Consider the following 23,233-nt stretch of genomic DNA (forward strand, 5'->3'; position numbering starts at 1 on the left):
ATTGTAGCGGCATGGTCTGCCATGCCGTTGTGACTGTCAAGAAAGAGTCTGGAATGCAGAGTCTGAACATCATCGGGGCCGGACGTGTGGGCCGTACCCTGGGCCGCCTGGCGGTGGTTAGTGGGGCTTGTCGGGTGGTGGATTGCCTGGCGCGCAGCCATGAGTCGGCACGGGAGGCGGTGTCATTTATTGGTCAGGGGCGTGCTGTGGATGCGCTGAAAGATCTGGCGGCGGCGGATCTGCTGCTGCTGTCGGTACCGGACGACGCCATTGCCGGTGTGGCGCAAGCCTTGCTGGCCAGTGGCGCGGTGCGGCCCGGTAGCGTGGTGTTCCATGCCAGTGGCGCGGCCGAAGCCGAGGTGCTGGCGCCGCTGCGTGCGGCGGGTGCGCATGTCGCCAGCCTGCATCCGGCATTTTCCTTTGCCAATCCGGCCCGGGCGGTCGAACAATTTGCCGGCACCTTGTGTGCGCTGGAGGGCGATGCGGCGGCTTGTGTGGCGCTGCAGGATTTTGCCGCCGCCATCGGTGCGCGGCCGTTTGCGCTGGCCCCCGGTGGCAAGGCGGCGTATCACGCGGCCTTGTCGGTGGCATCCAATTATCTGGTTACGCTGACTGAACTGGCCCGCCAGCTGGCCTTGCAAGGCGGTGTGGGCGAGCAGCTGTTGCCAGCCCTGCTGGGGCCGCTGATGCAGGGCAGTCTGGCCAATGCGCTGAGCATGGGGCCGCAGGCGGCGCTGACCGGGCCGATTGTGCGGGGGGATGTGGCTACCGTGGCGCGGCATCTGGCAGCCTTGCCTGCCGACATGCAAGCAGTGTACCGGGCGCTGGGCGAGCGTACCGTGGCGCTGGCCGGAGCGCGGCTGCCGGCCGAGGCCGGGCAGTCGCTACGGGCTGTACTGGCTGGCGGCTGAAACCTGTTGATGATCTAGCGAACGAAGGCTCAGTCCGGTTGCGCCACCTTGAATACCTGGCGCAGATAGGCGAGGAAGGTCTGGTCGCTGCACATGGTCTTGCCAGGGCTGTCCGACAGCTTGGCCACCGGCTGGCCATTGCAGCTCACCAGTTTCAGCACGATCTGCAGCGGCTCCAGCCCCATGTCATTGGTAAAGTGGGTGCCGATACCAAAGCTCACCTGGATGTGCGGGCTGTAGCGGCGGTGCAGTGCCAGCGCCTTGTCCACGCTCAGGCCATCGCTGAAGGTGAGCATCTTGGTGGCCGGGTCGATGCGCAGCTTGCGGTAGTGGGCAATGGCCTTGTCCGCCCATTCCTGCGGGTCGCCACTGTCGTGGCGCAGGCCGTCGAACAGCTTGGCAAAGTACAGGTCGAAATCGGCCAGAAAGGCATCCATGCACACCACGTCGGTGAGCGCGATGCCCAGGTCGCCGCGGTATTCCTGTACCCAGGCTTCCAGTGCCGCATTCTGAAAATCGCGCAGGCGCACGCCCAATGCCTGAAAGGCCTGGAAAAATTCGTGTGCCATGGTGCCGATGGGGGTGATGCCCAGTTTCCATGCCAGCCACACGTTACTGGTGCCGCGAAACACCTTGGGCAGGGCGGCATTGAGTTGTTCCACCACCTGTTGCTGCCACTCGCGGCTGAAGCGGCGGCGGGTGCCGAAGTCTGAAATCAGCAAGGGGAAGCGCTGCTGGGCGCTTTCTTCGGCTTCGAAGCGCAGCAGGGTAGCAATCTTGGCGTCCAGCCGGCGCTGACCTTCTTCGCGCGCCTGCGGGGTGTCCAGCCGGCGGAAATACAGCTCGTTGACAATGGCCAGCACGAATATTTCAAAGAACATGGCCTGCACCAGCGGGCCTTCGATATGAATGCTCAGCGCATCGCCCTGGCAGCTCACCTTGATAAAGCGGCGCTGCAGGTGGAACAGTTCCAGATAATCAACAAAATCGCTCTTGATGAACCGCAGGCTGCGCAGATAGGCCAGCTCCGGCTGGGTGAACTGTAGTTGGCATAACCAGTCCAGCTGCGCTTCCAGTTCCTGGTGCAGCTGGGCCAGCGGGAAGTCCGGCTGGTTGCGGCAGCGGAATTCATATTGCCCGTAAGCCGCCGGAAACTGGTGCAGAATCGCCTGCAGCATGGTGAACTTGTACAGGTCGGTATCCAGCAGCGAGTGGATCAGCGGCGGCAGCTTGGGCATGGCGTGGCCTTTCAGGCAGCGTGCAGAATGAAAATGGCCGGGCGCTTGTGGAAGTCTGGCGCAGCTTGCGGCCAGTCTTTCACCAGGCGGCTGACAATGGTTTCACTGGGCAGGGTCAGATCGCAAGCCACTGCCAGCCGGGTGGCCGGAGCCAGCGTTTCGCGCAATTGTTGTAGCAAGGCATTATTGCGGTAAGGCGTTTCGATAAATACCTGGGTCTCATTGCGCTGGCGCGAGCGTTGTTCCAGCTCCTTCACCAGCTTGGCCTTTTCGGTGGCATCCACCGGCAGATAGCCGTGGAAGGCAAAACACTGGCCATTGGCCCCCGAGGCCATCAGTGCCAGCAAAATGGACGAGGGGCCGATCAGCGGCGCGACGCGGATGCCGCGCTCATGCGCCAGTGCCACCAGCTGTGCGCCGGGGTCGGCCACTGCCGGGCAGCCAGCCTCGGAGATCAGGCCCACATCTTCGCCCGCCAGCAAGGGAGCGAGCAGGGCGGCCACATCGCCGGGTTTGGTATGTTCGTTGAGCGTGCTCATGGCCAGCTCGCGGATCGGCGTGCTGACCCCCAGTGCTTTCAGGTGCTTGCGCGCGGTTTTTTCAGCCTCCACCACAAAGTGGCGGATATGCAGCACTTTGGCCGCCTCGGCTGCCGGCAGCCAGGCGATGCTTTCATCGCCCAGCGGGGCGGGAATCAGAAACAGGGTTCCGCTCATTGCAGTATCTCCACGCCTTCGGCGTTCAGCATGCTGATCAGGTCGAATAGAGGCACGCCGATCAGGGCACTGGGGTCGTCCGATTCCACTTTTTGCAACAGCGCGCCGCCCAGGCCCTCGCTCTTGGCGCTGCCGGCGCAGTGCAGGGCATCCGGCTCACGGGTCAGATAGTTGCGGATCTGCTGTTCGGTGAGTTGGCGCAAGGTGACACGGGTCATGCCCACGGTTTCCTGCAGGTGGCCGCTGGCACTGTTGTACAGCGCCAGTGCCGAGTGAAACACCACGGTACGGCCGCTCATCCACTGCAGCATGGCCACACCTTTTTCAAAGGAGCCGGGCTTGCCGATCTGCTGGCCGTCGAGCAAGGCTACCTGATCGGAGCCGATGATCAAGGCCGCAGGGTAGCGGGTAGCCAGCGACTGGGCCTTGCTGCGCGCCAGGCGTACTGCGGTGTCCAGTGCGGTTTCGCCGGGCAGGGGCGTTTCGTCACAAACGGGAGCGACGGCCTCAAAGGGAAGGCCCAGCCGACTGATGATTTCCTGACGATAGCGGGAGGTGGAAGCCAGTATGATCTGCATGATGGTATTGCTTGATTATTTTGACAAATCAGGGGGGCAGATTATATCATGCTGGGTTTATGTCTAACCCGATTTTGATCGACCCGCTCAAGTTCGCCCGTGAGGGCCGCGAAATGACCGGCAAAATGCCCGTCAGCGCACTTGACGAGCGTGTGCACAGCGACCTGTCCGATACCTCCGGTACGGTGGAATACACCGTGGAAGGTTTTCGTGATGGTTCGTCCCGTTTGTCCCTTCGCCTCCGGGTGAATGCAGACGTAATGGTAAGCTGCCAGCGTTGTCTGGAAGCCATGCCTTACCAGGTAGCCACCGATGTGGTGGTGACCCTGTTCACCCGGCAGGAAAAGCTGGATGAAGCCGTAGAACTGGACGAAACGCTGGACGCCATTCTCGCCCTGGAAGAGCTTGATGTGGTGGCAATGATCGAAGACGAAATCATCATGGGCTTGCCGCACTCGACGAAACACGACGAATGCGGTTCGGAAGCTCTGACGCGTGCCAAGGCTGACAAGCCCAATCCGTTTGCGGTGCTGGCCACGTTGAAGATCTCCAAGTCTTGAATTATCAATACACGCGATTTTCCTAGGAGTCGAACATGGCTGTTCAACAGAACAAAAAGTCCCCGTCCAAGCGCGGCATGCATCGTGCACACGATTTTCTGACCGCTCCGTCGCTGGCTAGCGAGCCGACGACCGGTGAAACCCACCTGCGTCACCACATCAGCCCGAACGGCTTCTACCGTGGTCGCAAGGTCGTTAAGACCAAAGGCGAATAATTCGTCCTTTTTCACCCAATACTTACCTTCATAAAAACAGGTAGGTTTCACTACCGTACACGTTGATGACTATCACCGTCGCGGTTGATGCAATGGGCGGTGACGTTGGCCTCAAGGTCACCGTCCCAGCATCGATCCAATTCCTGCAAGACCATCCCAACGCCCATCTGATTCTTGTCGGAGACCAGGCAGCCATCGAGGCTGAATTGTCCCGCCATCAGGGTGTTGCGCGTTCGCGCGTCCATATCCGTCATGCCACGCAAGTGGTAGGCATGGACGAGTCGCCGCAACTGGCCCTGAAAAACAAGAAAGACTCGTCGATGCGGGTGGCGATCAATCTGGTCAAGGAAGGCGAAGCGCAAGCTGCCGTGTCTGCCGGCAATACCGGCGCACTGATGGCAACCGCACGCTTTGTCCTCAAAACCATTCCGGGCATCGAACGACCGGCCATCGCCAAGATGATGCCGTCAGTCAAGGGCAGCACCTGCATGCTGGACCTGGGCGCCAACGTCGATTGCACCTCAGAACAACTCTTGCAGTTCGGCATCATGGGTTCGGAGCTGGTATCCAGCATTACCGGCAATGCCAATCCCCGTGTCGGGCTGCTCAATATCGGTTCGGAAGACATCAAGGGTAACGACAGCGTCAAGCGCGCCGGCGAATACCTGCGCCAGTCCGAGCTGAATTTCATCGGTAATGTCGAAGGCAACGACGTCTACAAAGGCACGGTAGATGTGGTAGTCTGCGACGGTTTTACCGGCAATGTGGCGCTCAAATCAGCCGAGGGGCTGGCGCACATGATTGCCTACTTCCTGCGGCAGGAATTCACCCGTAACTGGTGGACCCGCCTGTGCGCGCTGGCTGCCATGCCGGTGCTCAAGCATTTCCGCAACCGCGTCGATCCGCGTCGCTACAATGGTGCCAGCCTGCTGGGCCTGCGCGGCATCGTGGTGAAAAGCCATGGCGGAACTGATGCCGTAGGATTCCGTTTCGCGCTGGAACAGGCTTGCGAGGAAGCCGGCTCCGACGTGATTGGTCATATTACCGACCGGGTTGCACACCAATTAAACAACCTCAAGCAGCCCGAGCCGGAAGCGAACTGATTAATACATGGCCCATTCCCGCATTCTAGGCACTGGCAGTTATCTGCCATCCAATGTGCTCACGAATGCGATGCTGGCCGAGCGCGTGGAAACCAGTGACGAATGGATTGTTTCGCGCACTGGCATTCACGCCCGCCACATCGTGTCCGATGAAGAAACCACCAGTGATCTGGCCCTGAAAGCCGCCGAGGCGGCGATCCAGAGCGCTGGCATCGACAAGGGCGAGATCGATCTGATCATCGTCGCCACTACCACGCCTGACATGATTTTCCCCAGCACCGCCTGCCTGTTGCAGGAAAAGCTGGGTATTCACGGTTGTGCTGCCTTCGACGTGCAGGCGGTGTGTGCCGGCTTCATGTTTGCCCTCACTACCGCGCACAACTACATCAAGGGCGGCATGGCCAGCAAGGTGCTGGTGGTCGGTGCCGAAGTGATGTCGCGCGTGATGGACTGGGAAGACCGCCGTACCTGCGTGCTGTTTGGCGATGGTGCGGGCGCGGTCGTGCTGGGCGCATCGGACGAGCCGGGCATCCTGCATGCCAAGCTGGCCTCCGATGGCCGCTACAAGGACATCCTCAATACCCCGGCGCAGATTTCCGGTGGCAAGATCCAGGGCATTCCCTTCTTGCACATGGACGGCCCGGCGGTATTCAAGTTTGCGGTCAAGGCCTTGTCCGAGATTGCTGCCACCACCCTGGCCGAGGCTGGCGTGGACAAGGCGCAAGTCGACTGGCTGGTGCCGCACCAGGCCAATCTGCGCATCATCGAATCCACGGCCAGACACCTGGGCATGTCGATGGAGCGGGTGATCGTGACATTGCCGCAACAGGGTAATACCTCGGCTGCCTCCATTCCGCTGGCGCTGGATCACGCGGTGCGTGATGGTCGCATCCAGCGTGGCCAGACCATTCTGCTGGAAGGGATTGGCGGTGGCTTTGCCTGGGGTGCCGTGCTGCTGAAGTACTGATTCTTCGCGACGGAAGGCCGGTCACGGCCATGCGCTGCCTGGCATGAGATAACGCCCATTTGCATGGGCGTTTGATCTGAGTGCTTGGCAGAATGGTCTGGTTTGCCGCATTCTTCCGTCGATTATTATTCCGTCGTATTTGCGGAGACTGTCTATGGCGTTTGCCTTTCTCTTTCCCGGTCAGGGCTCGCAAAGCCTGAAAATGATGGATGGCTTTGCCGACCTGCCGGTCGTCAAGCACACCTTCGAAGAAGCCTCCTCCGCGCTGGGCGTGGACCTGTGGGCCATGTTGCAGGCGGATTCCGCCGAGGCCATCAATGCCACCGTCAATACCCAGCCCATCATGCTGGCTGCCGGTGTGGCCACTTATCTGGCCTGGCAGGAAGTAGGCGGTCAGCAGCCGTCGGTGGTGGCCGGACACAGCCTGGGTGAATACACCGCACTGGTGGCTGCCGGAGCGCTGCCGTTTGCCGAAGCCGTCAAGCTGGTGCGCCTGCGCGCCGAAGCCATGCAGAACGCCGTACCGGCCGGGCAGGGGGCCATGGCGGCCATCCTCAACCTGTCCGATGACGAAGTGCGCGCTGCGTGTGCTGAGGCGGCCAATGGCGAGGTGGTGGAAGCCGTCAATTACAATTCGCCGGGCCAGGTGGTGATTGCCGGCTCCAAGGCGGCCGTCGAGCGCGCCATGGAAGCCTGCAAGGCCCGTGGTGCCAAGCGTGCGCTGCCGCTGCCGGTGTCGGTGCCTTCGCACTGTGCGCTGATGAAGCCGGCCGGCATGCAGCTGGCTGAAGCGCTGCTGCAAGTACACATCAATCCCCCGGCCATTCCGGTGCTGCACAATGCCGACGTCGTCAGCTACAGCGACGCCGCCGACATCCGTGATGCACTGGTGCGTCAGCTGTACAGCCCGGTGCGCTGGACCGAAACCATCCAGAAGCTGGCTGGCGACGGCATCGTCACCATGGCCGAATGTGGCCCGGGCAAGGTGCTGGCAGGTCTGGCCAAGCGCATTGACGGCAACGTCAAATGCCTGGCGCTGACCGACACTGCTGCGCTGGAAACGGCCAAGGCCGAACTGCAATGATATCCGTGGCGGGTCGCCAGTCGGCCCGCCGCGTGCTGACGCCCATAACAAGGAGACATCCGAAATGAGTCTGCAAGGCAAAGTAGCCCTGGTCACCGGCGCTTCGCGCGGCATTGGCGCAGCCATTGCCGATGCGCTGCAAGCCGAGGGCGCCATTGTCATCGGCACTGCTACCTCGGAAGCCGGTGCTGCTGCCATCAACGAACGCCTGGCGGCTGCCGGTGGTGCCGGTCGCGTGCTGAACGTGACCGAAGACGGTGCCATCGAAGCGCTGGTGGATGCCATCGACAAGGAATTCGGCGGCGTGGCCATTCTGGTCAACAACGCTGGTATCACCCGCGATGGCCTGTTGATGCGCATGAAGGACGACGACTGGGATGCCATCATGGACACCAACCTCAAGTCGGTGTTCAAGGCATCCAAGGCCGTGCTGCGCGGCATGATGAAGGCCCGCTGGGGCCGTATCATCAACATCGCCTCGGTGGTGGGTGCCACCGGCAATGCAGGTCAGACTAACTATGCGGCAGCCAAAGCCGGTATCATGGGCTTCACCAAGTCCATGGCACGCGAAGTTGGCAGCCGCAATATCACGGTCAACTGCGTGGCACCGGGCTTCATCGATACCGACATGACCCGCGCGCTGCCGGAAGCGCAGCGCGAGGCGCTGGTGGGGCAAATTGCCCTGGGCCGTCTGGGCGATGCCAAGGATATTGCCGATGCAACATCCTTCCTGGCATCCGACCGCGCAGCCTATATCACCGGTCAGACACTGCATGTAAATGGTGGCATGTTCATGCCCTGAACTAGCTTGTCGAACAAAAGACAAGATTTAGGTGGGCTGCTCTAATTTTTTTTTGTAGAATACACGGGTTTTGTTATCCCGAATCAGAAAGGTCAAGGGTTTAGACAAATGGAAAACATCGAAGCGCGCGTTAAAAAGATCGTTGCCGAACAACTGGGCGTAAACGAAGCTGAAGTCAAGATCGAATCGTCCTTCGTTGATGATCTGGGCGCTGACTCCCTCGACACCGTTGAGCTGGTAATGGCTCTGGAAGAAGAGTTCGAGTGCGAAATCCCGGACGAAGAAGCTGAAAAGATCACCACTGTTCAGCAAGCCGTGGATTACGTTACCGCCCACCTGAACAAGTAATATTTTCAGGCCTGTACAGGACCTCTGCGCGGTGCGGCCTTGGCTCGCCAGCAGAGGTTCTTTTGTTATAGAGGATTCCAAACGCCCGTTTGATTGTAATAATGATCAAACAGACCTTGTGGGATCATCGGGAGACTGCCTCCCACCTCTCACGGAGATTCTTCGTGTCCAAACGCAGAGTTGTAGTAACCGGTCTGGGACACATTTCCCCGGTCGGCAATGATGTCGTTACCGGCTGGGCCAATCTGTTGGCCGGCAAGAGCGGCATCGGCAAAGTAACCCGTTTTGATGCCAGCGAGCTCAACTGCCAGATCGCCGGCGAAGTCAAAGACTTCGACATCAGCGCGTATATCTCGCCCAAGGAAGCCCGTCGCTCCGACCTGTTCATCCACTACGGCATTGCAGCAGCGCTGCAAGCGGTAGCCGATTCCGGTCTGGACGATGTTGCCGATCTGGACAAGACCCGCGTTGGCGTCAACATCGGTTCCGGTATCGGCGGCCTGCCGCTGATCGAGGAAACCGGTATAGCGGTACAGCAGGGCGGTGCCCGCAAGATCGGCCCCTTCTTCATTCCGGGTTCGCTGATCAACCTGATCGCCGGCCACGTATCCATCCTGAAGGGCTATCAAGGCCCGTCGTATGGCATCGTGTCTGCCTGCACCACCGGTGCGCATTGCATCGGTGATGCGGCACGGATGATTCAGTATGGCGACGCCGACGTGATGGTGGCCGGCGGTGCCGAAGGTGCCATCTCCAAGCTGGGCATGGGCGGTTTTGCCGCCATGAAGGCGCTGTCCACCCGCAATGACGATCCGGAAACCGCGTCCCGTCCCTGGGACAAGGGCCGCGACGGCTTTGTGATGGGCGAAGGTGCCGGCGTGCTGGTGCTGGAAGAGTACGAGCACGCGGTCAAGCGTGGTGCGCGTATCTATGCCGAGCTGATCGGCTTCGGCATGAGCTCCGATGCCCACCACATCACCGCTCCGAGTGCGGAAGGCCCGGCCCGCGGCGTGCAGAATGCACTGCGCGATGCCCGGATCAATCCGGACCAGGTGCAGTATGTGAATGCGCACGGTACTTCCACTCCGCTGGGTGATGCCAACGAAACCAATGCGCTGAAAATCGCCTTTGGTGACCACGCCAAAAAGCTGGTGGTGAATTCGACCAAGTCGATGACCGGCCACTTGCTGGGTGGCGCTGGTGGTGTGGAAGCCATTTACTCCATCCTGGCTGTTTACAACCAGGTGTCGCCACCCACCATCAACCTGCACGAGCAGGATGTGGAATCCGGTTGCGATCTGGACTACGTGGCCAATACCGCGCGTGACATGCACATCGATATCGCCATTTCCAACTCGTTTGGCTTTGGTGGTACCAACGGCACGCTGATATTCAAGCGCATGTAATGCCTGGCGCGCCGTGCCGCATACTGCGGTGCAGCGCGCAAATGGATTGACAGCCCGAACCGCTGCGATACACTCGCGGCGGTTTTCTTATTTGTGCGGCGTCTTCATGCCGCCTTTCCGGATCTGGCATGTTCACCGAACGACTCGACTTCCTGCCCGACCTGCTGGCCCTGCATGCCGCCCGTCGCGCTGACTTCCCCTATCTCTTGATGTCCTCCGGCGAGCAGGGCTGGGACATGCTGTTTGCCGCCCACAGCACCACGCTGTACCACGCTGGTGAGGGCGAGGCCTTGGTCGAGGCCCTGCGCCAGTTTCAGCCGCAAGCGGTGGACAATCCACACCATCTGCCCTTTGTCGGCGGGCATTTCCTCTACCTGGGCTACGACTTGCTGTCGCAGTTCGAGCCACGCGTGGCCGAGTCCCTGCCCGACAGTTTCCCACTAGCCGCCATGGCGCGGGTACCGGCAGCCATTCTGATCAACCGCCGTGAGCAGACTGCGTGGATCGTGGCGGAAAGCGCCGACGACTGGCAGCGGCTGGGTGAGCTGGTTCGCAGCATTCCTGCTTTTGTGCCGCAAGCGGTCAGCCTGCAGACGCTGGAAGAAGACCCGCCGCACTGGTATACCGACGCTGTACTGCGGCTGAAAAACTACATTTACGAAGGCGATGTGTTCCAGGTGAACATTTCGCGTGGCTGGCGGGCCGCACTGGGGCCGGAAGTACAGGCCCCCGACCTGTTTGCTGCCCTGCGCCGGGCCAACCCGGCACCGTTTTCCGCGCTGGCCGATTTTGGCAGCGCGCAGATTGTCAGCTCCTCGCCGGAGCGGCTGGTGCGGGTACGCGATGGCTGGGCAGATACCCGGCCGATTGCCGGCACCCATCCGCGCTCGCCCGACCCCGTCGAAGATGGCGTGCTCAAGCAGCGGCTGATTTCCAGCGTCAAGGAGCGGGCCGAGCATGTGATGCTGATCGACCTGGAGCGCAACGATCTGGGCCGCATCAGCCAGCCCGGCACGGTAGAGGTGAACGAACTGATGGCAGTGGAAAGCTACGCCTATGTTCATCACATCGAATCCAATATCCGTGGCCGCCTGCGTGACGATGTCTCGCCGCTGGACACCATCCGCGCCCTGTTTCCCGGCGGCACCATCACCGGCTGCCCCAAAGTACGCACCATGCAGATCATCCGCGAGCTGGAAAACAGCGCACGCCGTGCCTATACCGGCAGCCTGGGCTATCTCAACCGCGATGGCAGCATGGACCTGAACATCCTGATCCGTACCTTCATGCAGGAAGGGCAGCAGCTGCGCTTCCGCGCCGGTGGCGGCATCGTGGCCGATTCTGACCCGCAACGCGAATTGCAGGAAACCCGCCACAAGGCGCGTGGCCTGCTGCGTGCGCTGGGCGTGGAGCAAGCCTGATGGCCATGCTGATCAACGGCCAGCCCGGCGAGCAGATTTCCGCACTGGACCGTGGCCTGGCCTATGGCGACGGCATCTATCGCACCATCGAAATCCGCCACGGCCAGCCGCGGCTGTGGGCCTGGCAATACCCGCGGCTGCTGGCCGACGCGGCCCGGCTGAAACTGCCGCTGCCGGATGAAGCCTTGCTGCTGGATGAAATCAGCCAGCTGGCCAGCGGAGTGGAGTTGGGCGTGGCCAAGATCGTGCTCACCCGTGGCGTGGGCGCACGCGGCTATGCCATGCCGGCTGCTTGCCAGCCCACCCGTATGGTGTCGGTTACTCCGTGGGCGGGCTATCCGCTGGAGCGCGCCCGTGACGGGGTGAATGTGCGCTGGTGTGATACCCGGCTGTCCTGTCAGCCCTTGCTGGCGGGCATCAAGCACCTGAACCGGCTGGAAAACGTACTGGCCCGTTCCGAATGGAGCGACCCGGACATGCATGAAGGGCTGATGCTGGACCAGCGCGGTTTGCTGATTGAAGCCACCATGAGCAATGTCTATCTGGTGGAAGGGCAGCTCATCGTCACACCCCGGCTGGACCAGAACGGCGTACAGGGCATGCTGCGCGACTGGCTGTTTGCCCATGCGCCGCAGCTGGGCTATCAGTTGGAAGAGGCGGACATCGCCCCGGCCCGGCTGTGGCAAGCCGAGCAGGTGTTCCTCTCCAACAGCCTGATCGGCCTGTGGCCGGTGGCCAGCCTCGATGGTCAGCCGCTGATACAAACGCATGACTGCTGCCGGCAGCTACAAGCTCTGCTGGCTGAACAAGTCTGATGGTGACAGGCTGCCAGCACTGGCAGCCTGCAGTTTCCTGATGGCTTCTTAGATAAATTTTGCATAAGGTTTGCTGATTAAATTATTTCTGGCGCTAAATGGGGCTGGTTATAGTGGCTGCCACATTGCGGGGAGTCCTTTCCCTGCGTCAAACCAGCGTGCATTCACGCTGCGCCAAGGAGAATCAGCATGGTGGCAGCCAGCCTGCTGGAACAGCAAGCCCTTGCCCAGCCTGCGCAACTGGCGCCGATCGAGCGTGATCTGGCGCATATCAACCAGTTGTTGAACGCACACCAGTTCGAACAGCAGGCGCTCAGCCTGCAGGCCGGCCGGGTACGCGGCCGGCACGAAGAATGGCGTTTCCGCTCGGTGTACCAGCCGATTTATGCGCTGGAAGCCAATGGCGCAACCCGCTTGTGGTCGGTAGAAGCACTGGCGCGGGTGACTGACAGCTTTGGTGGCCAGCTGATTCCTACCGTGCTGTTTGCCGCCGAAACCTCGCCACGCCGTTCGGTTTTTCTTGATCGCCAGCTGCGCTGTCTGCATCTGCTCAATTTCCTGCTGCAACACCCGCCGGCTGATCTGGTGCTGTCACTGAATGTGAATGCCCAGCATCTGGTCAATGTCAGCGAAACCCATGGCCAGTTCTTTGCCGAGGTACTGCAGTATCTGCAGATTCCGACCAGCCAGATCTGTCTGGAAGTGGTGGAAGACGCGGTGAGCGACCCCATGCGCTTGTACGAGGCGGTACAGCGTTACCGCAGCCTGGGTTTCAAGATTGCACTGGATGATTTCGGCCAGGGCGCATCCAATCTGGAGCGCGTATGGCTGCTGGAGCCGGATTACGTCAAGCTGGACAAGGTGTTGATGCGCCACGCGCTGATGCGCCCCGGTGTGCGCGACAAGCTGGCGCGGCTGGTGGACATCCTGCATCTGCACGGTGCCAAAGTGGTGGGTGAGGGCATCGAAAGCGCCATGCAGCTGGATATCGCGCGCGCTGCCGGCTGTGACTTCGTGCAGGGTTTTCATCTGGCCCGCCCCGGCGAGCAGCTCAATCTGCCGGTCTAGCGTCGCTGCCGGCTGGCGTTAGCGCCCGTGCCGCCTGATCACTCCAGCGGCTGAAAGCATTCCAGATGGCGTGGCGGCATCTGTTCCACACCGACAAAACAGGCTAGCGCCTGCTGCATCTGCTGGCGAAACTGCGCCACATCCTCCACTCCCTGATAAACCTCCATCCAGGTCTGTACCGGCGCAGCTGCGGCTTCGTCGGCGCGGCGCAGCAAGCTGGCGCGGATGCCATCGACCGCCAGTGCGGCCTGCATCTGGCGCAGTGCCGGCAACAACTGGCGGCCGCTGGCCGGATCAATCTTGAAATAGACATACACGGTGCAGGACATGGCCGGCTCCTTCTATGGTTTGCAGGCTTGGCGCGGGCGCAAAATCGCTTATCATAGGCCTTTCGCCCGCCGCAGGTGGGGCAGGGCCAGATGGTAACAGGGCAGGAAAGGGGAGTCAGGTGCAGCAGGGTATTACCACCTTGGTGGTGGTCGGGGTCGGGCTGATCGGTGGATCATTTGCGCTGTCGCTGAAACGGGCGGGCAAGGTGCAGCATGTGATCGGCGTGGGCCGGACGCTGGACAACCTGACCCGCGCGCTGGAACTGGGCGTGGTGGATGAAATCAGCCAGGATCTGGCCGCGGTGGCCGGCCGTGCCGACATGGTCTTGCTGGCCTGCCCGGTGGGGCAGATGGGCCGCATGATGCAGGCCATGGCCCCGCATTTGCAGCCGCATGCCATCGTCAGCGATGCCGGCAGTACCAAGGGCGATGTGGCCGAGCTGTTCCGTACGCATCTGGCGGATCATCTGGCTGGCTGTGTGCCGGCCCATCCCATTGCCGGTTCTGAGCTTTCCGGCGCGGCTGCCGCCCAGTACGGCCTGTATGAAAAACGCAAGGTGGTGCTCACCCCCTTGCCGGAAAGCAGCAGCGGCGCTTGCGATACCGTGGCCGCGCTGTGGCAGGCTTGTGGTGCGGTGATCCATCGCATGAGTCCGGCCGAACACGACAGCGTGTTTGCCACGGTCAGCCACCTGCCGCATCTGCTGGCCTTTGCCTATGTCGGCATGGTGGCGGGCAAGCCGGATGCCGAGCGCTGCTTTGATTTCGCGGCCACCGGTTTTCGCGATTTCACCCGCATTGCCGGTAGCCATCCTGAAATGTGGAAGGACATTACCCTGGCCAACCGCTCGGCCCTGCTGGACGAGCTGGAACGCTACCGCCAGGCGCTGGCGGCATTGACCGCGCAGGTCGCCGACAGCGACGAGGCCGGCCTGGCCAGCACATTCGACACCGCCCGCACCGCCCGCGTGGGCTGGTACCAGCGCTTTCTGCGCGAAGGACAAACCTGATATGAGCCAGACCCTGCTGATTACCGGTGCTTCCCGTGGCATTGGTGCGGCTACCGCCGTGCAAGCGGCCACTGCCGGCTGGCAGGTGGCGGTGAATTACCGGCAGGATGAGGTGGCCGCGCAGCAAGTGGTGGCAGCCATCCGCGCCCAGGGCGGCGAGGCCGAGGCCTTTCAGGCTGATGTGTCGGACGAGGCGCAGATCATCCAGCTGTTTGCTGCCGTAGCCGCCCGCTTTGGCCGCATCGATGGCCTGGTCAACAATGCCGGTGCCACCGCTCCCATGGGGCGGCTGGACAGCTTCAGTGCCGAACGCATCCAGCACATGCTGCAACTGAACGTGGCGGGGCCGATGCTGTGCTGCCGCGAGGCCGTGCGCCGCATGTCCACCCGTCATGGTGGGCGTGGCGGTATCATCGTCAATGTGTCTTCGGCGGCATCACGGCTGGGCTCGGCCGGCGAATATATCGATTACGCCGCCAGCAAGGGAGCCATTGACACCCTCACGCTGGGCCTGGCGCGCGAAGTGGCCGGCGAAGGCATCCGCGTCAATGCGGTGCGCCCCGGCCTGATCGAAACCGGCATCCACGCCCTCAGCGGCGAAGCCGGCCGCGTGGCGCGGCTGGCGCCCGGCGTGCCCATGCAGCGCGGCGGCCAGCCGCAGGAAGTGGCTGCCGCCATTGTCTGGCTGCTATCCGATGCCGCCAGCTTTTGCACCGGCAGCATTCTGGATGTGTCCGGCGGACGTTGAGCCGCCAGCTTAAGCAGGGAGATCGCCATGCACGTCAAACGCAGCCAACTGCAGCAGGCCGTGGAGCAGGGCTTGCTGGAATCGCAGCAAGCTGATGCATTGTGGCGCTTTTTGTCAGTGCAGAATCAGCATGTTCCGCGTTTCCAGGCCAGGCATGTGCTGTATTACCTGGGGGGCCTGATTGCGCTGGCCGCCATGAGCTTGTTCATTACCCTGGGCTGGGAGCGTTTTGGTGGCTGGGGACTGACCGGCATCGCCCTGGCCTATGGCAGCGGCAGCCTGTGGCTGGGCCGCGTACTGCTGCGGCGGCAGCTGGCCTTGCCTGCCGGCATTCTGCTGGCGCTGGCCGTCAGCTTGACGCCACTGGCTGTGTACGGTGCGCAGCATGCGCTGGGCTGGTGGGCGGGTGACACCCCTTATCGCGATTACCACCGGCTGATCGACTGGCGCTGGATGCTGATGGAACTGGCCACGCTGGCCAGTGGTGTGGTGTTGCTGTGGCGGTATCGACTGCCCTTCATCATGCTGCCTGTTGCCGTGACGCTATGGTATATGAGCATGGATCTGGCCCCCTATCTGGCCGGGCTGGATTATGCCGACTGGACCTTGTCGCGGCTGGTGTCGGTCTATTTCGGTTTGCTGATGCTCGGGCTGGCCTTCTGGGTGGATGTGCGCAGTGGCCGCCAACCCGATTACGCCTTCTGGCTGTATCTGTTTGGCGGTCTTGCCTTCTGGGGCGGCTTGTCCTTGCTGGACAGCGACAGCGAACTGGGCAAGTTTGGCTATCTGTGCGTCAACCTGCTGCTGATTGCCTGTGGCACGGCCCTGGCGCGGCGGGTGCTCGCCGTGCTGGGTGGCCTGGGTGTTGCTGCTTATCTGGGCCATCTGGCCTATAGCGTGTTCCGCGACAGCCTGCTGTTTCCGCTGGCGCTCAGTCTGCTGGGGCTGGCGGTGGTTGGGCTGGGGGTGTGGTGGCAGCGGCGCGAAGCGGTTTTGCGCCAGCGCCTGCATGCCTTGCTGCCACGCCCCTTGCGCCAGTTACTGGCGGGTCTGGCCGATTAGGGCCTGCCCCGCCACCATCAAAATGCGTGTTAACCGGCTCTTATCATCACGATTGCTCCGGACACACCACCACGCGCGGAGCCGGCATGCCGTTGAAGGCAGTCACCAGATTCTGGGTATAGACACCGCTGTGATAGAACCACAGCAAATCCCCCTCACGCAGCGTATCCGGCAGTGGCATGGCTTCACTCAGCACATCACAGCTGTCACAGGTGGGGCCTGCCAGGATGGCCTGGCCGCTGGGGCCGGCTGGCGCGCCATTCAGTTCCAGCGGGTAGTGGAAGCCGTCCATCAGTTCGTATAGTCCGCTGAACATGCCGGCATCGGCATACACCCAGCGCTTGCCGTGCTTGCGCTGCACATTGATCACCTCGCAAATGAACAGGCCTGCCGGGCCGCTCATGTAACGGCCGGGTTCCACCACCACTGCGCAGTTGGCGGGTAGTTGCGCCAGCCGTGGCATCAGCGCCGCGCCGATGCTGGCGATGTCCGGTGCTTGCTTGTCATAGGTGATGGGAAAGCCACCCCCCAGATTCAGCAGGCGTGGCCGGAAGCCTTGTTCGCCCAGCAGGGTCATCACCGGCCACACCGTATCGATGGCACGCAGCCAGGCTGCCGGGTCGCGACACTGGCTGCCCACGTGAAAGTGCACGCCGCCGATATCCACGCCGTGTTGCCGCGCCTGCGCCAGCAGGTCGGGTACTTCGGCAATGGCCAGACCAAATTTGGTGCCCAGTGGGTAGTCGCTGCTGTCGTTGTCCACCTCCAGCCGCAGGTACTGGGTGGCATCCGGTGCTTCGGCGGCAATTTTCAGGGTTTCTTCCACGCTGTCGCTGGCAAACCAGCGCACGCCATGCTGGTAAGCGTAGCGAATGGCGCGCCTGGCCTTGATCGGATTGGAGTACAGGATGCGTGCGGCATCCACACCCAGTTGCAGCAGGCTGTCCAGCTCCTGCTCCGAGGCAATCTCGAAATCGCTGCCCAGTGTCTGCAGGGTGTGCAGGATGGCCGGATGCGGATTGGCCTTGACTGCATAGTGGATGCGGGCGCGCGGCAGGGCTTGTTGCAGTGCCAGGTATTGCTGGCGTACCAGCGCCGGGTCCAGCAGCCACAGTGGGCCGGTGTACGGTGCGCTGGCCAGCGCCTGGCGGGCGGTGTGCTTCAACAACTGGTAGGCAGCTTGTGAACCGGGGTGGGCGGTCATGGGCAACTCCTGTTGACGGTGGGAAATCCGGGTTTGGCGTGGCTAACAAAACGCCCAGTGTTGTCTTGTCTCTCCTGGCCGCACCGCAGCAGCAGGGTTTTTGTTAGCCGCTTCAGGCAGGTTTAGTAGCTCAGGCCGGGGATGGCGTAGTCGCGCAGGCGGTAATAGAACATGCCGGCCGCTTGCAGTGGCACGCGCAGCAACTTGCCGCCGGGAAAGTCGGGGGTGGACAGGCGCATGAACTGCTGCAGCAGATGGCTATCGCCCAGAATGGCATTGGCCAGTACCCGGCCTGCCGCGCAGGTGGGCACCACGCCATGGCCGGAAAAACCTTGCGCCCAGTACACGTCGCCACGGCAGCCGAAATCCGGGGTGCGCGGCACGGTGATGTCGATATGCCCGCCCCAGGTATGGGTGATGCGATAGGGCACCAGCTGCGGAAATACCCGTAGCAGGTCGGCGCGCATGCTGGCGGTGAGATTGGCCGGGGTGTTGCCGGAATAGGTGCATTTGCCACCGAACAACAGGCTGCGGTCGGCACTCAGGCGGAAATAGTCCAGGATGAACTGGTTGTCGGACACCGCCATATTGCTGGGCAGCAGCTGGCGTGCCAGCTCTTCGGGCAGCGGTTCGGTGGCGATCATATAGGTGCCTACCGGCATGATCTTGCGTTCCAGCGCCGGGTCCAGCTGGTCGATATAGGCATTGGTGGCCAGCACCAGTTTGCGGCAGCGGATCTTGCCCTGTGCCGTCTGCACCTCGCAGCCATCCGCCGTGGTGGCATAGGACAGAGCGCGGGTCTGTTCGAAGATGGCCACGCCTTTTTCTTCGGCGGCACGTGCCAGCCCCAGAATGTATTTGAGCGGGTGAAAATGGCCGCCTTCATGGTCGATCAGCCCCGCCACATAGCGCTCCGAGCCGACATGCTGCGCCAGATCCTTGCGCGGGACGAACTCCAGCGCCTGATAGTCGTAATGACGGGCCGCATGCTCCTGCCACTCCGACAGCAGCTTGATGCGCTGCCACAGCACCGAGGTCCACAGATGGCCCTGTGCCAGTTCGCAGTCGATCTGATGCTGGGCAATCTTGTGGCGGATGTCGGCAGCCGCACCGCGCAGCAGTTGCCAGATTTCCTGTGCTGCCTCCAGCCCCAGCGCGGCTTCAATGGGCGGCATGTCGCAGGAAAAGCCCAGAATGATCTGGCCGCCATTGCGTCCGCTTGCCGCCCAGCCAACCCGGCTGGCCTCGATCACCGCCACGTTGACTCCGGCATCGGCCAGATTGTGCGCGGTATAGAGGCCGGTATAGCCGGCCCCCACTACCAGCACGTCCACGTCCAGATCCTGTCGCAGCGGCGGGCGTTCGATTTGTTCAGCCTGGCTGGTGGCTGCATACCAGGTGGGCGGGTAATGCGCGCTGGATTCAAACATGGCGTCTCCTGTGTGGCAGTGCGGTCTGGGGCTTAGGGCCTGTTAACGCTATTTTTTTCACGGCGGCGGATGTTGAGGGGATGCAATGCGCGAAAAACCGCGCGCCGCAGGGCATTCCCTGCCAGCGGGGTTTGACAAGGCAGTGCGCCGCTCAACACCCGCCCCGCAGGGCAGGCCCGACCAGCTTGCCACTGCTGCGTTGTCGGATTTGCGCTTGGGGCCACCAAGCGCTGCACCCTCCGCCTTGCATTGACAACCTATCAGGGCCTGCGCCGCAGAAAACATAGTGTTAACAGGCCCTAGTCGCTGACGGTATAAGCCCACATCACCTGGGTTTCGATGGTGCCGGGGTTGCGGTAGCGGTGTGGGCGGCTGCTGTTGAAGCTGAAGCTGTCGCCGGCCTGCAGGTGATGGCGTTGTTCGTCCACCCACAATTCCAGCTCGCCACACAACACCATGCCGCCTTGTTCGCCGCCGTGGGTCAGGGTCTGCGCGCCGGAGCTGGCTCCGGCGGCAAAGCGGCTCAGCATCAGTTGCAGCTCACCGCCAAAGCCGGGGGACAACAGGGCATCGCTGACCCCTTCGGCGTAGTGCAGCACCGGCCGATGCGCCTGGCGCACCACCAGCCCGCGCTCGTGCTGCGGTGCCTGGCTGAAAAATACGCTGTAGGGGACGGCCAGCGCGCTGGCCAGCTTGTTCAGGTCGGACACGCTGGGCTGGCTTTTGCCGCGTTCCAGCTGCGACAGAAAGCCGATGGAACGGCCGGTGGCGGCGCTGAGCTGTTGCAGCGACAGTTTGCGCAACTTGCGCAGCTGGCGGATTTGCTCGCCCAGCCAGGCTGGATCGGGCTGGCTGCTGGACGAGAGCGGGTCGGTATGGGCGGATGTCATGCCAGCCAGCATACGGGGGAAGGAATGATTGTGTGAAAAAATAATACTAAATTTTCACCTGTGAAAAATTTGTGTTGTATTTTTTCAATTGTCGGAGGTGCTGCTGAGCGCAGCATCAGGCATCAGGCATCAGGCATCAGGCATCAGGCATTAGGCAGTGTGCGCCACGAGGACGCAGGGCCGTGTGCGGTCGTCCTGGCTGGCCGCCTCAGCCTCCCGCGCGTTTGACCTGAAAGCCCAGTTTTTGCAGGGTGGCCATCACGGTAACAACATGATCGCCCTGGATTTCGATGATGCCATCCTTGACGGTGCCGCCGCTGCCGCAGGCGTTCTTCAGCTGCTTGCCCAGTGCAGTCAGGCCGGCGCTGTCGCGCAGCACGCCCTTGACCAGGGTGACGGTCTTGCCGCCACGACCCTTGTTTTCGCGGTTGACGCGCACGATGCCATCGCCGCTGGGCAAAGCGGCCTGTTGGCAGCTGCAGGCCTCAAGGGGCTGGCGGCAGTCGGGACACATGCGGCCGTGTTCGGTGGAGTAAACCAGGCCGCCGGAGGAGGATTTCGATTTCATGATGATGGCAGGTAAACAGGGCAGCCGGCAGTCTAGCGCCAAATGGCGGACAACACGATATCTGTCCTTGGCTCTGTGGCGGGCATGAGCATGAAGAGCTGCTAACAAAACCTCGTAGAGAACCCGGGCCAAGGCGCGCCGACGCAGACAGTACAGCTGGTACGGCAAGGAGGCGCAACGCAGGAGCGGGGGTTTTGTTAGCGGGTCTAATCAGGCTGGCGGGGTGGCATGGCCAAAAAAAGTGCCAACCCGGTGAAGGGTTGGCCCGAGAGTAAAGCCGAGAAGAAACAACGGAACAAGAGACAATCCAGCGCAAGCCGCTGGCTCGGGACAGATTGTCGCCTTGTTATGTGACAGCGGCTTGACGTCTCGATGAAAAAACCGCGATAGCTAGCGGCCATCCTCAGGCCGCATGCCGTTAAACCGCTCCAGAATCTGCTGCAGCTCAGCGCGGCTGATATCCAGCTCCAGCATGGCGGTGAGGGTGATGAACAGGCCGCCGAACATGTCGGGGGCCATGGTCACCAGCTTGGCGCGCGCTTCGTCCACACTGAGCGGGCATTTGCTCGCCACCAGTTCGGCCACCGCCTGCAGCATGGGGGGATGGCGGGTGAGCTGTACCAGCGAGGAGTCGGCCTTGAGCCTGGGGTAGGGTGGCTGTGCGGTAACCGCTACCGTGGCCTGCAGGCGGATATCGCGGCTGGATGCGCCGATACGGATTTCATACTGGCCGCTGTCCACTACCCAGGCGGCGTGTGCCGGGTCGTAATAGGCCAAATCCTCGCGCTGCAAGGTGAACTGCGCCCGGCGCTTTTCACCCGCCGGGATATCCAGTTTGACGAAGCCGCGCAAGGCTTGTGGCGGACGCGCCAGCGCGGATGGCGGCGGGGCGATGTACAGCTGCACGATCTCCTTGCCGGCGCGCCCGCCGGTATTGTGGATGTCGACGCTGACCGTGAGGGTGTCGTGTTCATCCATGCTGTGGTGGGAGCGTTGCAGATTGCGGTAGTCGAAGCGGGTGTAGCTCAAGCCAAAACCGAAGGGAAAGAGCGGTGTTATCTGGCGCTTGTCGTAATAGCGGTAGCCGACAAACAGGCCCTCGCCGTAATGGTGACGGCCATTTTCGCCGGGGTAGTGCAGATAGGCCGGGGTTTCTTCCAGGCTGTTGGGCAGGGTGGTGGTGAGCTTGCCGCTGGGATTGTTGACACCAAACAGCGTGGCAGCCACCGCATGGCCCATGCCCTGGCCGGCAAAGAAGCATTCCAGTACGGCCGGCACCTGTTGCAGCCAGGGCATCAGTACCGCATCGCCATTGCACAGCACCACCACCAGCTTGGGCTGCGCGGCGGCCAGTCGGCTGATCAGCCGCTCATGGCTGGGCAGCAAGCCCAGTTGCTGGCGGTCGCCATTCTCACCATCCATCCCGATGGCGGTACTGACGAAGACCACGGCGACCTCGGCTATTGCGGCCACGCTGCAGGCTTCCTGCAGTGCGGCCTCGTCGTCGTGTTCATCATCCGGGGCACCGACGGCGTAATCGATGCGTACTGCCGGCCCTGCCTGTTGCCGGATTTCATCCAGCGGGCAGTCCAGCTGCCAGGGCTGGGTGGTAGCGCAACCCGAGCCCTGTATCACCGGCTGCAGTGCTGGTTTGCCGATCACCGCCAGCCGGTGCAACTGCTGGCCATCCAGCGGCAGCAAGTCGTGGTCGTTCTTCAGTAAGACCAGTGATTCGGCGGCGATCTGCTGCGCCAGGCGGTGATGGGTGGCAAAGTCAGCCACGGTGCCGGGGCGGCGGCCGGCATGTACCTTGGCGATCAGCTGCAGCATGTGCAGGCAGGCGCTGTCCAGCAGCTCATCCGGGATGCGGCCCTGTTCGAGGGCCGTCAGCAGTTCGGCATTGTCCAGCGCGTTTTCCGGCATGGCCAGTTCATTACCGGCCAGCAGCGAGGCCGGGCGGTCCTTGATGCCGTACCAGTCGGACATCACCAGCCCCTGATAGCCCCATTCCTCGCGTAATACCCGGGTCAGCAGCCAGTGGTGCTGCGAGGTCTGTTCGCCGTTCAGCCGGTTGTAGGAGGACATCACCGTCCACGGATTGGCCCTGGCAATGGCGCGCTGGAAACCGTACAGGTAGATTTCGCGCAGCGCCCGTTCCTCGACGATGGAGTCCATCTCGGTGCGCATGTATTCCGAGTTGTTGCAGGCAAAGTGCTTGAGGCTGGCACCCACGCCTTCCTGTTGCAAGCCGTTGATCAGCGCGGCGGCCAGGTCACCGCTGAGCAGCGGGTCTTCCGAATAATATTCATAACCGCGGCCAGCCAGCGGCGTGCGGCGGATATTGATGCCCGGCCCCAGCAGCAGGCCCACGCCCATGGACTGGCATTCGATGGCCAGTGCGCGGCCCATTTGTTCCACCAGCGCCACATCCCAGCTGCAGGCCAGGCTGGAGCCATTGGGAAAACAGGTGGCCGGGCGCGAGTGGCCGAACAGCGCTTCCGAGCCGCCCTTGTCGCTGTCAGTCGCCTGCTGGCCTGCGTCCTGCTGAATCACCGACAGAAAGTCGCTGATGTTCCAGCTTTCCTGCTGGTCGATCTGGGCGCTGCTGTAGCGCACGCCATAGGTGCCATCGGTCATGACAAAGTCGCTGATGCCCAGCTGCGGCAGGCTGGCACTGCGCCACAGGCCATGCCCGCTCAGCAGCGTGACCTTGTCTTGCGGACTCATGCGGGCGATCAGTTCTTGGTGATTGGCTGTCAT

24 protein-coding genes are annotated in these 23,233 nt (G+C 62.1%); 15 read left to right on the plus strand and 9 right to left on the minus strand.

Going from position 1 to position 23,233, the window contains the following annotated elements:
- The first annotated feature begins 53 nt into the window (after nucleotides 1–53).
- Entirely contained in the window at nucleotides 54–911 is an 858-nt protein-coding gene (locus DBR44_RS03035) for a Rossmann-like and DUF2520 domain-containing protein (protein ID WP_124641951.1), read from the plus strand.
- Nucleotides 912–940: 29 nt separating this feature from the next.
- Here DBR44_RS03035 and pncB read toward each other — a convergent pair whose 3' ends face one another.
- The 3 genes from pncB to DBR44_RS03050 are packed head-to-tail and all read right to left on the minus strand — an operon-like array spanning nucleotide 941 to nucleotide 3,443.
- Nucleotides 941–2,140, minus strand: coding sequence for a nicotinate phosphoribosyltransferase (gene pncB, locus DBR44_RS03040; protein ID WP_199730961.1), 1,200 nt, complete (start codon nucleotides 2,138–2,140; stop codon nucleotides 941–943).
- A 20-nt stretch (nucleotides 2,141–2,160) separates the two neighbouring features.
- A complete protein-coding gene (locus DBR44_RS03045; RefSeq protein ID WP_124641955.1) occupies nucleotides 2,161–2,865 on the minus strand; it encodes an SAM-dependent methyltransferase in 705 nt (234 codons plus the stop codon).
- A complete protein-coding gene (locus DBR44_RS03050; protein ID WP_124641957.1) occupies nucleotides 2,862–3,443 on the minus strand; it encodes a Maf family nucleotide pyrophosphatase in 582 nt (193 codons plus the stop codon). The genes DBR44_RS03045 and DBR44_RS03050 overlap by 4 nt, the downstream gene beginning before the upstream one ends.
- A 59-nt stretch (nucleotides 3,444–3,502) precedes the next feature.
- Between DBR44_RS03050 and DBR44_RS03055 the strand changes: the two genes are divergently transcribed.
- From DBR44_RS03055 to DBR44_RS03105, 11 genes are all read left to right on the plus strand, one after another.
- Nucleotides 3,503–4,003, plus strand: coding sequence for a DUF177 domain-containing protein (locus DBR44_RS03055; RefSeq protein WP_124641959.1), 501 nt, complete (start codon nucleotides 3,503–3,505; stop codon nucleotides 4,001–4,003).
- A 35-nt stretch (nucleotides 4,004–4,038) separates the two neighbouring features.
- Nucleotides 4,039–4,218, plus strand: a complete 180-nt coding sequence (gene rpmF, locus DBR44_RS03060; RefSeq protein ID WP_103525193.1) for a 50S ribosomal protein L32 — start codon at nucleotides 4,039–4,041, stop codon at nucleotides 4,216–4,218.
- Between the two features lie 65 nt (nucleotides 4,219–4,283).
- Nucleotides 4,284–5,321, plus strand: a complete 1,038-nt coding sequence (plsX, locus tag DBR44_RS03065; protein WP_124641961.1) for a phosphate acyltransferase PlsX — start codon at nucleotides 4,284–4,286, stop codon at nucleotides 5,319–5,321.
- A 7-nt stretch (nucleotides 5,322–5,328) separates the two neighbouring features.
- Complete coding sequence (locus DBR44_RS03070; RefSeq protein ID WP_124641963.1) at nucleotides 5,329–6,288, plus strand: beta-ketoacyl-ACP synthase III; 960 nt, start codon at nucleotides 5,329–5,331, stop codon at nucleotides 6,286–6,288.
- Between the two features lie 154 nt (nucleotides 6,289–6,442).
- Complete coding sequence (gene fabD, locus DBR44_RS03075) at nucleotides 6,443–7,372, plus strand: ACP S-malonyltransferase (protein ID WP_124641965.1); 930 nt, start codon at nucleotides 6,443–6,445, stop codon at nucleotides 7,370–7,372.
- Between the two features lie 64 nt (nucleotides 7,373–7,436).
- Nucleotides 7,437–8,174: a 3-oxoacyl-ACP reductase FabG gene (gene fabG, locus DBR44_RS03080; RefSeq protein WP_103525189.1), complete on the plus strand. Its 738-nt coding sequence runs from the start codon at nucleotides 7,437–7,439 to the stop codon at nucleotides 8,172–8,174.
- A 108-nt stretch (nucleotides 8,175–8,282) separates the two neighbouring features.
- Nucleotides 8,283–8,522 (plus strand): acyl carrier protein, encoded by a 240-nt coding sequence (gene acpP, locus DBR44_RS03085; protein WP_019103041.1) that lies wholly within the window; start codon nucleotides 8,283–8,285, stop codon nucleotides 8,520–8,522.
- A 164-nt stretch (nucleotides 8,523–8,686) separates the two neighbouring features.
- The gene (gene fabF, locus DBR44_RS03090; protein WP_124641967.1) at nucleotides 8,687–9,928 is read left to right on the plus strand and encodes a beta-ketoacyl-ACP synthase II; all 1,242 of its coding nucleotides are present in this window, start codon (nucleotides 8,687–8,689) and stop codon (nucleotides 9,926–9,928) included.
- 128 nt (nucleotides 9,929–10,056) lie between these two features.
- Nucleotides 10,057–11,349 carry an aminodeoxychorismate synthase component I gene (locus DBR44_RS03095; RefSeq protein ID WP_124641969.1) on the plus strand — a complete coding sequence of 431 codons (1,293 nt, stop codon included), beginning with the start codon at nucleotides 10,057–10,059 and terminating at the stop codon, nucleotides 11,347–11,349.
- The gene (pabC, locus tag DBR44_RS03100) at nucleotides 11,349–12,164 is read left to right on the plus strand and encodes an aminodeoxychorismate lyase (RefSeq protein ID WP_124641971.1); all 816 of its coding nucleotides are present in this window, start codon (nucleotides 11,349–11,351) and stop codon (nucleotides 12,162–12,164) included. The genes DBR44_RS03095 and pabC overlap by 1 nt, the downstream gene beginning before the upstream one ends.
- A gap of 189 nt (nucleotides 12,165–12,353) precedes the next feature.
- Nucleotides 12,354–13,232, plus strand: coding sequence for an EAL domain-containing protein (locus DBR44_RS03105; protein ID WP_124641973.1), 879 nt, complete (start codon nucleotides 12,354–12,356; stop codon nucleotides 13,230–13,232).
- A gap of 38 nt (nucleotides 13,233–13,270) precedes the next feature.
- On the opposite strand, the gene DBR44_RS03110 is transcribed toward DBR44_RS03105, so the two are convergent.
- Complete coding sequence (locus DBR44_RS03110; protein ID WP_124641975.1) at nucleotides 13,271–13,561, minus strand: DUF4936 family protein; 291 nt, start codon at nucleotides 13,559–13,561, stop codon at nucleotides 13,271–13,273.
- Between the two features lie 119 nt (nucleotides 13,562–13,680).
- Here DBR44_RS03110 and DBR44_RS03115 point away from each other — a divergent pair, with 119 nt between their 5' ends.
- The 3 genes from DBR44_RS03115 to DBR44_RS03125 are packed head-to-tail and all read left to right on the plus strand — an operon-like array spanning nucleotide 13,681 to nucleotide 16,381.
- Nucleotides 13,681–14,571 carry a prephenate dehydrogenase/arogenate dehydrogenase family protein gene (locus DBR44_RS03115; protein WP_124641977.1) on the plus strand — a complete coding sequence of 297 codons (891 nt, stop codon included), beginning with the start codon at nucleotides 13,681–13,683 and terminating at the stop codon, nucleotides 14,569–14,571.
- A 1-nt stretch (nucleotide 14,572) separates the two neighbouring features.
- Nucleotides 14,573–15,319 (plus strand): SDR family oxidoreductase, encoded by a 747-nt coding sequence (locus tag DBR44_RS03120; RefSeq protein WP_124641979.1) that lies wholly within the window; start codon nucleotides 14,573–14,575, stop codon nucleotides 15,317–15,319.
- Between the two features lie 27 nt (nucleotides 15,320–15,346).
- Nucleotides 15,347–16,381, plus strand: coding sequence for a DUF2157 domain-containing protein (locus DBR44_RS03125; RefSeq protein ID WP_124641981.1), 1,035 nt, complete (start codon nucleotides 15,347–15,349; stop codon nucleotides 16,379–16,381).
- A gap of 46 nt (nucleotides 16,382–16,427) precedes the next feature.
- On the opposite strand, the gene DBR44_RS03130 is transcribed toward DBR44_RS03125, so the two are convergent.
- The 5 genes from DBR44_RS03130 to DBR44_RS03150 form a co-directional block, all read right to left on the minus strand.
- A complete protein-coding gene (locus DBR44_RS03130; RefSeq protein ID WP_124641983.1) occupies nucleotides 16,428–17,585 on the minus strand; it encodes a type III PLP-dependent enzyme in 1,158 nt (385 codons plus the stop codon).
- 122 nt (nucleotides 17,586–17,707) lie between these two features.
- Nucleotides 17,708–19,015, minus strand: a complete 1,308-nt coding sequence (locus tag DBR44_RS03135) for an FAD-binding oxidoreductase (protein WP_124641985.1) — start codon at nucleotides 19,013–19,015, stop codon at nucleotides 17,708–17,710.
- Between the two features lie 299 nt (nucleotides 19,016–19,314).
- Complete coding sequence (locus DBR44_RS03140; RefSeq protein WP_158613545.1) at nucleotides 19,315–19,905, minus strand: helix-turn-helix domain-containing protein; 591 nt, start codon at nucleotides 19,903–19,905, stop codon at nucleotides 19,315–19,317.
- Nucleotides 19,906–20,113: 208 nt separating this feature from the next.
- The gene (locus DBR44_RS03145) at nucleotides 20,114–20,473 is read right to left on the minus strand and encodes a translation initiation factor Sui1 (RefSeq protein WP_124641989.1); all 360 of its coding nucleotides are present in this window, start codon (nucleotides 20,471–20,473) and stop codon (nucleotides 20,114–20,116) included.
- Nucleotides 20,474–20,863: 390 nt separating this feature from the next.
- The gene (locus tag DBR44_RS03150; protein ID WP_124641991.1) at nucleotides 20,864–23,233 is read right to left on the minus strand and encodes a beta-glucosidase; all 2,370 of its coding nucleotides are present in this window, start codon (nucleotides 23,231–23,233) and stop codon (nucleotides 20,864–20,866) included.

The sequence above is a fragment of the Aquitalea sp. FJL05 genome (assembly GCF_003852595.1).
Taxonomy (GTDB): domain Bacteria; phylum Pseudomonadota; class Gammaproteobacteria; order Burkholderiales; family Chromobacteriaceae; genus Aquitalea; species Aquitalea aquatilis.

What these genes read in the sequence shown, in the direction of transcription:
- DBR44_RS03035 (WP_124641951.1), top strand. Translation starts at nt 54, where the DNA reads ATGCAGAGTCTGAACATCATCGGGGCCGGACGTGTGGGCCGTACCCTG.
- DBR44_RS03045 (WP_124641955.1), bottom strand. Translation starts at nt 2,865, where the DNA reads ATGAGCGGAACCCTGTTTCTGATTCCCGCCCCGCTGGGCGATGAAAGC.
- DBR44_RS03050 (WP_124641957.1), bottom strand. Translation starts at nt 3,443, where the DNA reads ATGCAGATCATACTGGCTTCCACCTCCCGCTATCGTCAGGAAATCATC.
- DBR44_RS03055 (WP_124641959.1), top strand. Translation starts at nt 3,503, where the DNA reads ATGTCTAACCCGATTTTGATCGACCCGCTCAAGTTCGCCCGTGAGGGC.
- rpmF (WP_103525193.1), top strand. Translation starts at nt 4,039, where the DNA reads ATGGCTGTTCAACAGAACAAAAAGTCCCCGTCCAAGCGCGGCATGCAT.
- plsX (WP_124641961.1), top strand. Translation starts at nt 4,284, where the DNA reads ATGACTATCACCGTCGCGGTTGATGCAATGGGCGGTGACGTTGGCCTC.
- DBR44_RS03070 (WP_124641963.1), top strand. Translation starts at nt 5,329, where the DNA reads ATGGCCCATTCCCGCATTCTAGGCACTGGCAGTTATCTGCCATCCAAT.
- fabD (WP_124641965.1), top strand. Translation starts at nt 6,443, where the DNA reads ATGGCGTTTGCCTTTCTCTTTCCCGGTCAGGGCTCGCAAAGCCTGAAA.
- fabG (WP_103525189.1), top strand. Translation starts at nt 7,437, where the DNA reads ATGAGTCTGCAAGGCAAAGTAGCCCTGGTCACCGGCGCTTCGCGCGGC.
- acpP (WP_019103041.1), top strand. Translation starts at nt 8,283, where the DNA reads ATGGAAAACATCGAAGCGCGCGTTAAAAAGATCGTTGCCGAACAACTG.
- DBR44_RS03095 (WP_124641969.1), top strand. Translation starts at nt 10,057, where the DNA reads ATGTTCACCGAACGACTCGACTTCCTGCCCGACCTGCTGGCCCTGCAT.
- pabC (WP_124641971.1), top strand. Translation starts at nt 11,349, where the DNA reads ATGGCCATGCTGATCAACGGCCAGCCCGGCGAGCAGATTTCCGCACTG.
- DBR44_RS03105 (WP_124641973.1), top strand. Translation starts at nt 12,354, where the DNA reads ATGGTGGCAGCCAGCCTGCTGGAACAGCAAGCCCTTGCCCAGCCTGCG.
- DBR44_RS03110 (WP_124641975.1), bottom strand. Translation starts at nt 13,561, where the DNA reads ATGTCCTGCACCGTGTATGTCTATTTCAAGATTGATCCGGCCAGCGGC.
- DBR44_RS03120 (WP_124641979.1), top strand. Translation starts at nt 14,573, where the DNA reads ATGAGCCAGACCCTGCTGATTACCGGTGCTTCCCGTGGCATTGGTGCG.
- DBR44_RS03125 (WP_124641981.1), top strand. Translation starts at nt 15,347, where the DNA reads ATGCACGTCAAACGCAGCCAACTGCAGCAGGCCGTGGAGCAGGGCTTG.
- DBR44_RS03130 (WP_124641983.1), bottom strand. Translation starts at nt 17,585, where the DNA reads ATGACCGCCCACCCCGGTTCACAAGCTGCCTACCAGTTGTTGAAGCAC.
- DBR44_RS03135 (WP_124641985.1), bottom strand. Translation starts at nt 19,015, where the DNA reads ATGTTTGAATCCAGCGCGCATTACCCGCCCACCTGGTATGCAGCCACC.
- DBR44_RS03140 (WP_158613545.1), bottom strand. Translation starts at nt 19,905, where the DNA reads ATGACATCCGCCCATACCGACCCGCTCTCGTCCAGCAGCCAGCCCGAT.
- DBR44_RS03145 (WP_124641989.1), bottom strand. Translation starts at nt 20,473, where the DNA reads ATGAAATCGAAATCCTCCTCCGGCGGCCTGGTTTACTCCACCGAACAC.
- DBR44_RS03150 (WP_124641991.1), bottom strand. Translation starts at nt 23,233, where the DNA reads ATGACAGCCAATCACCAAGAACTGATCGCCCGCATGAGTCCGCAAGAC.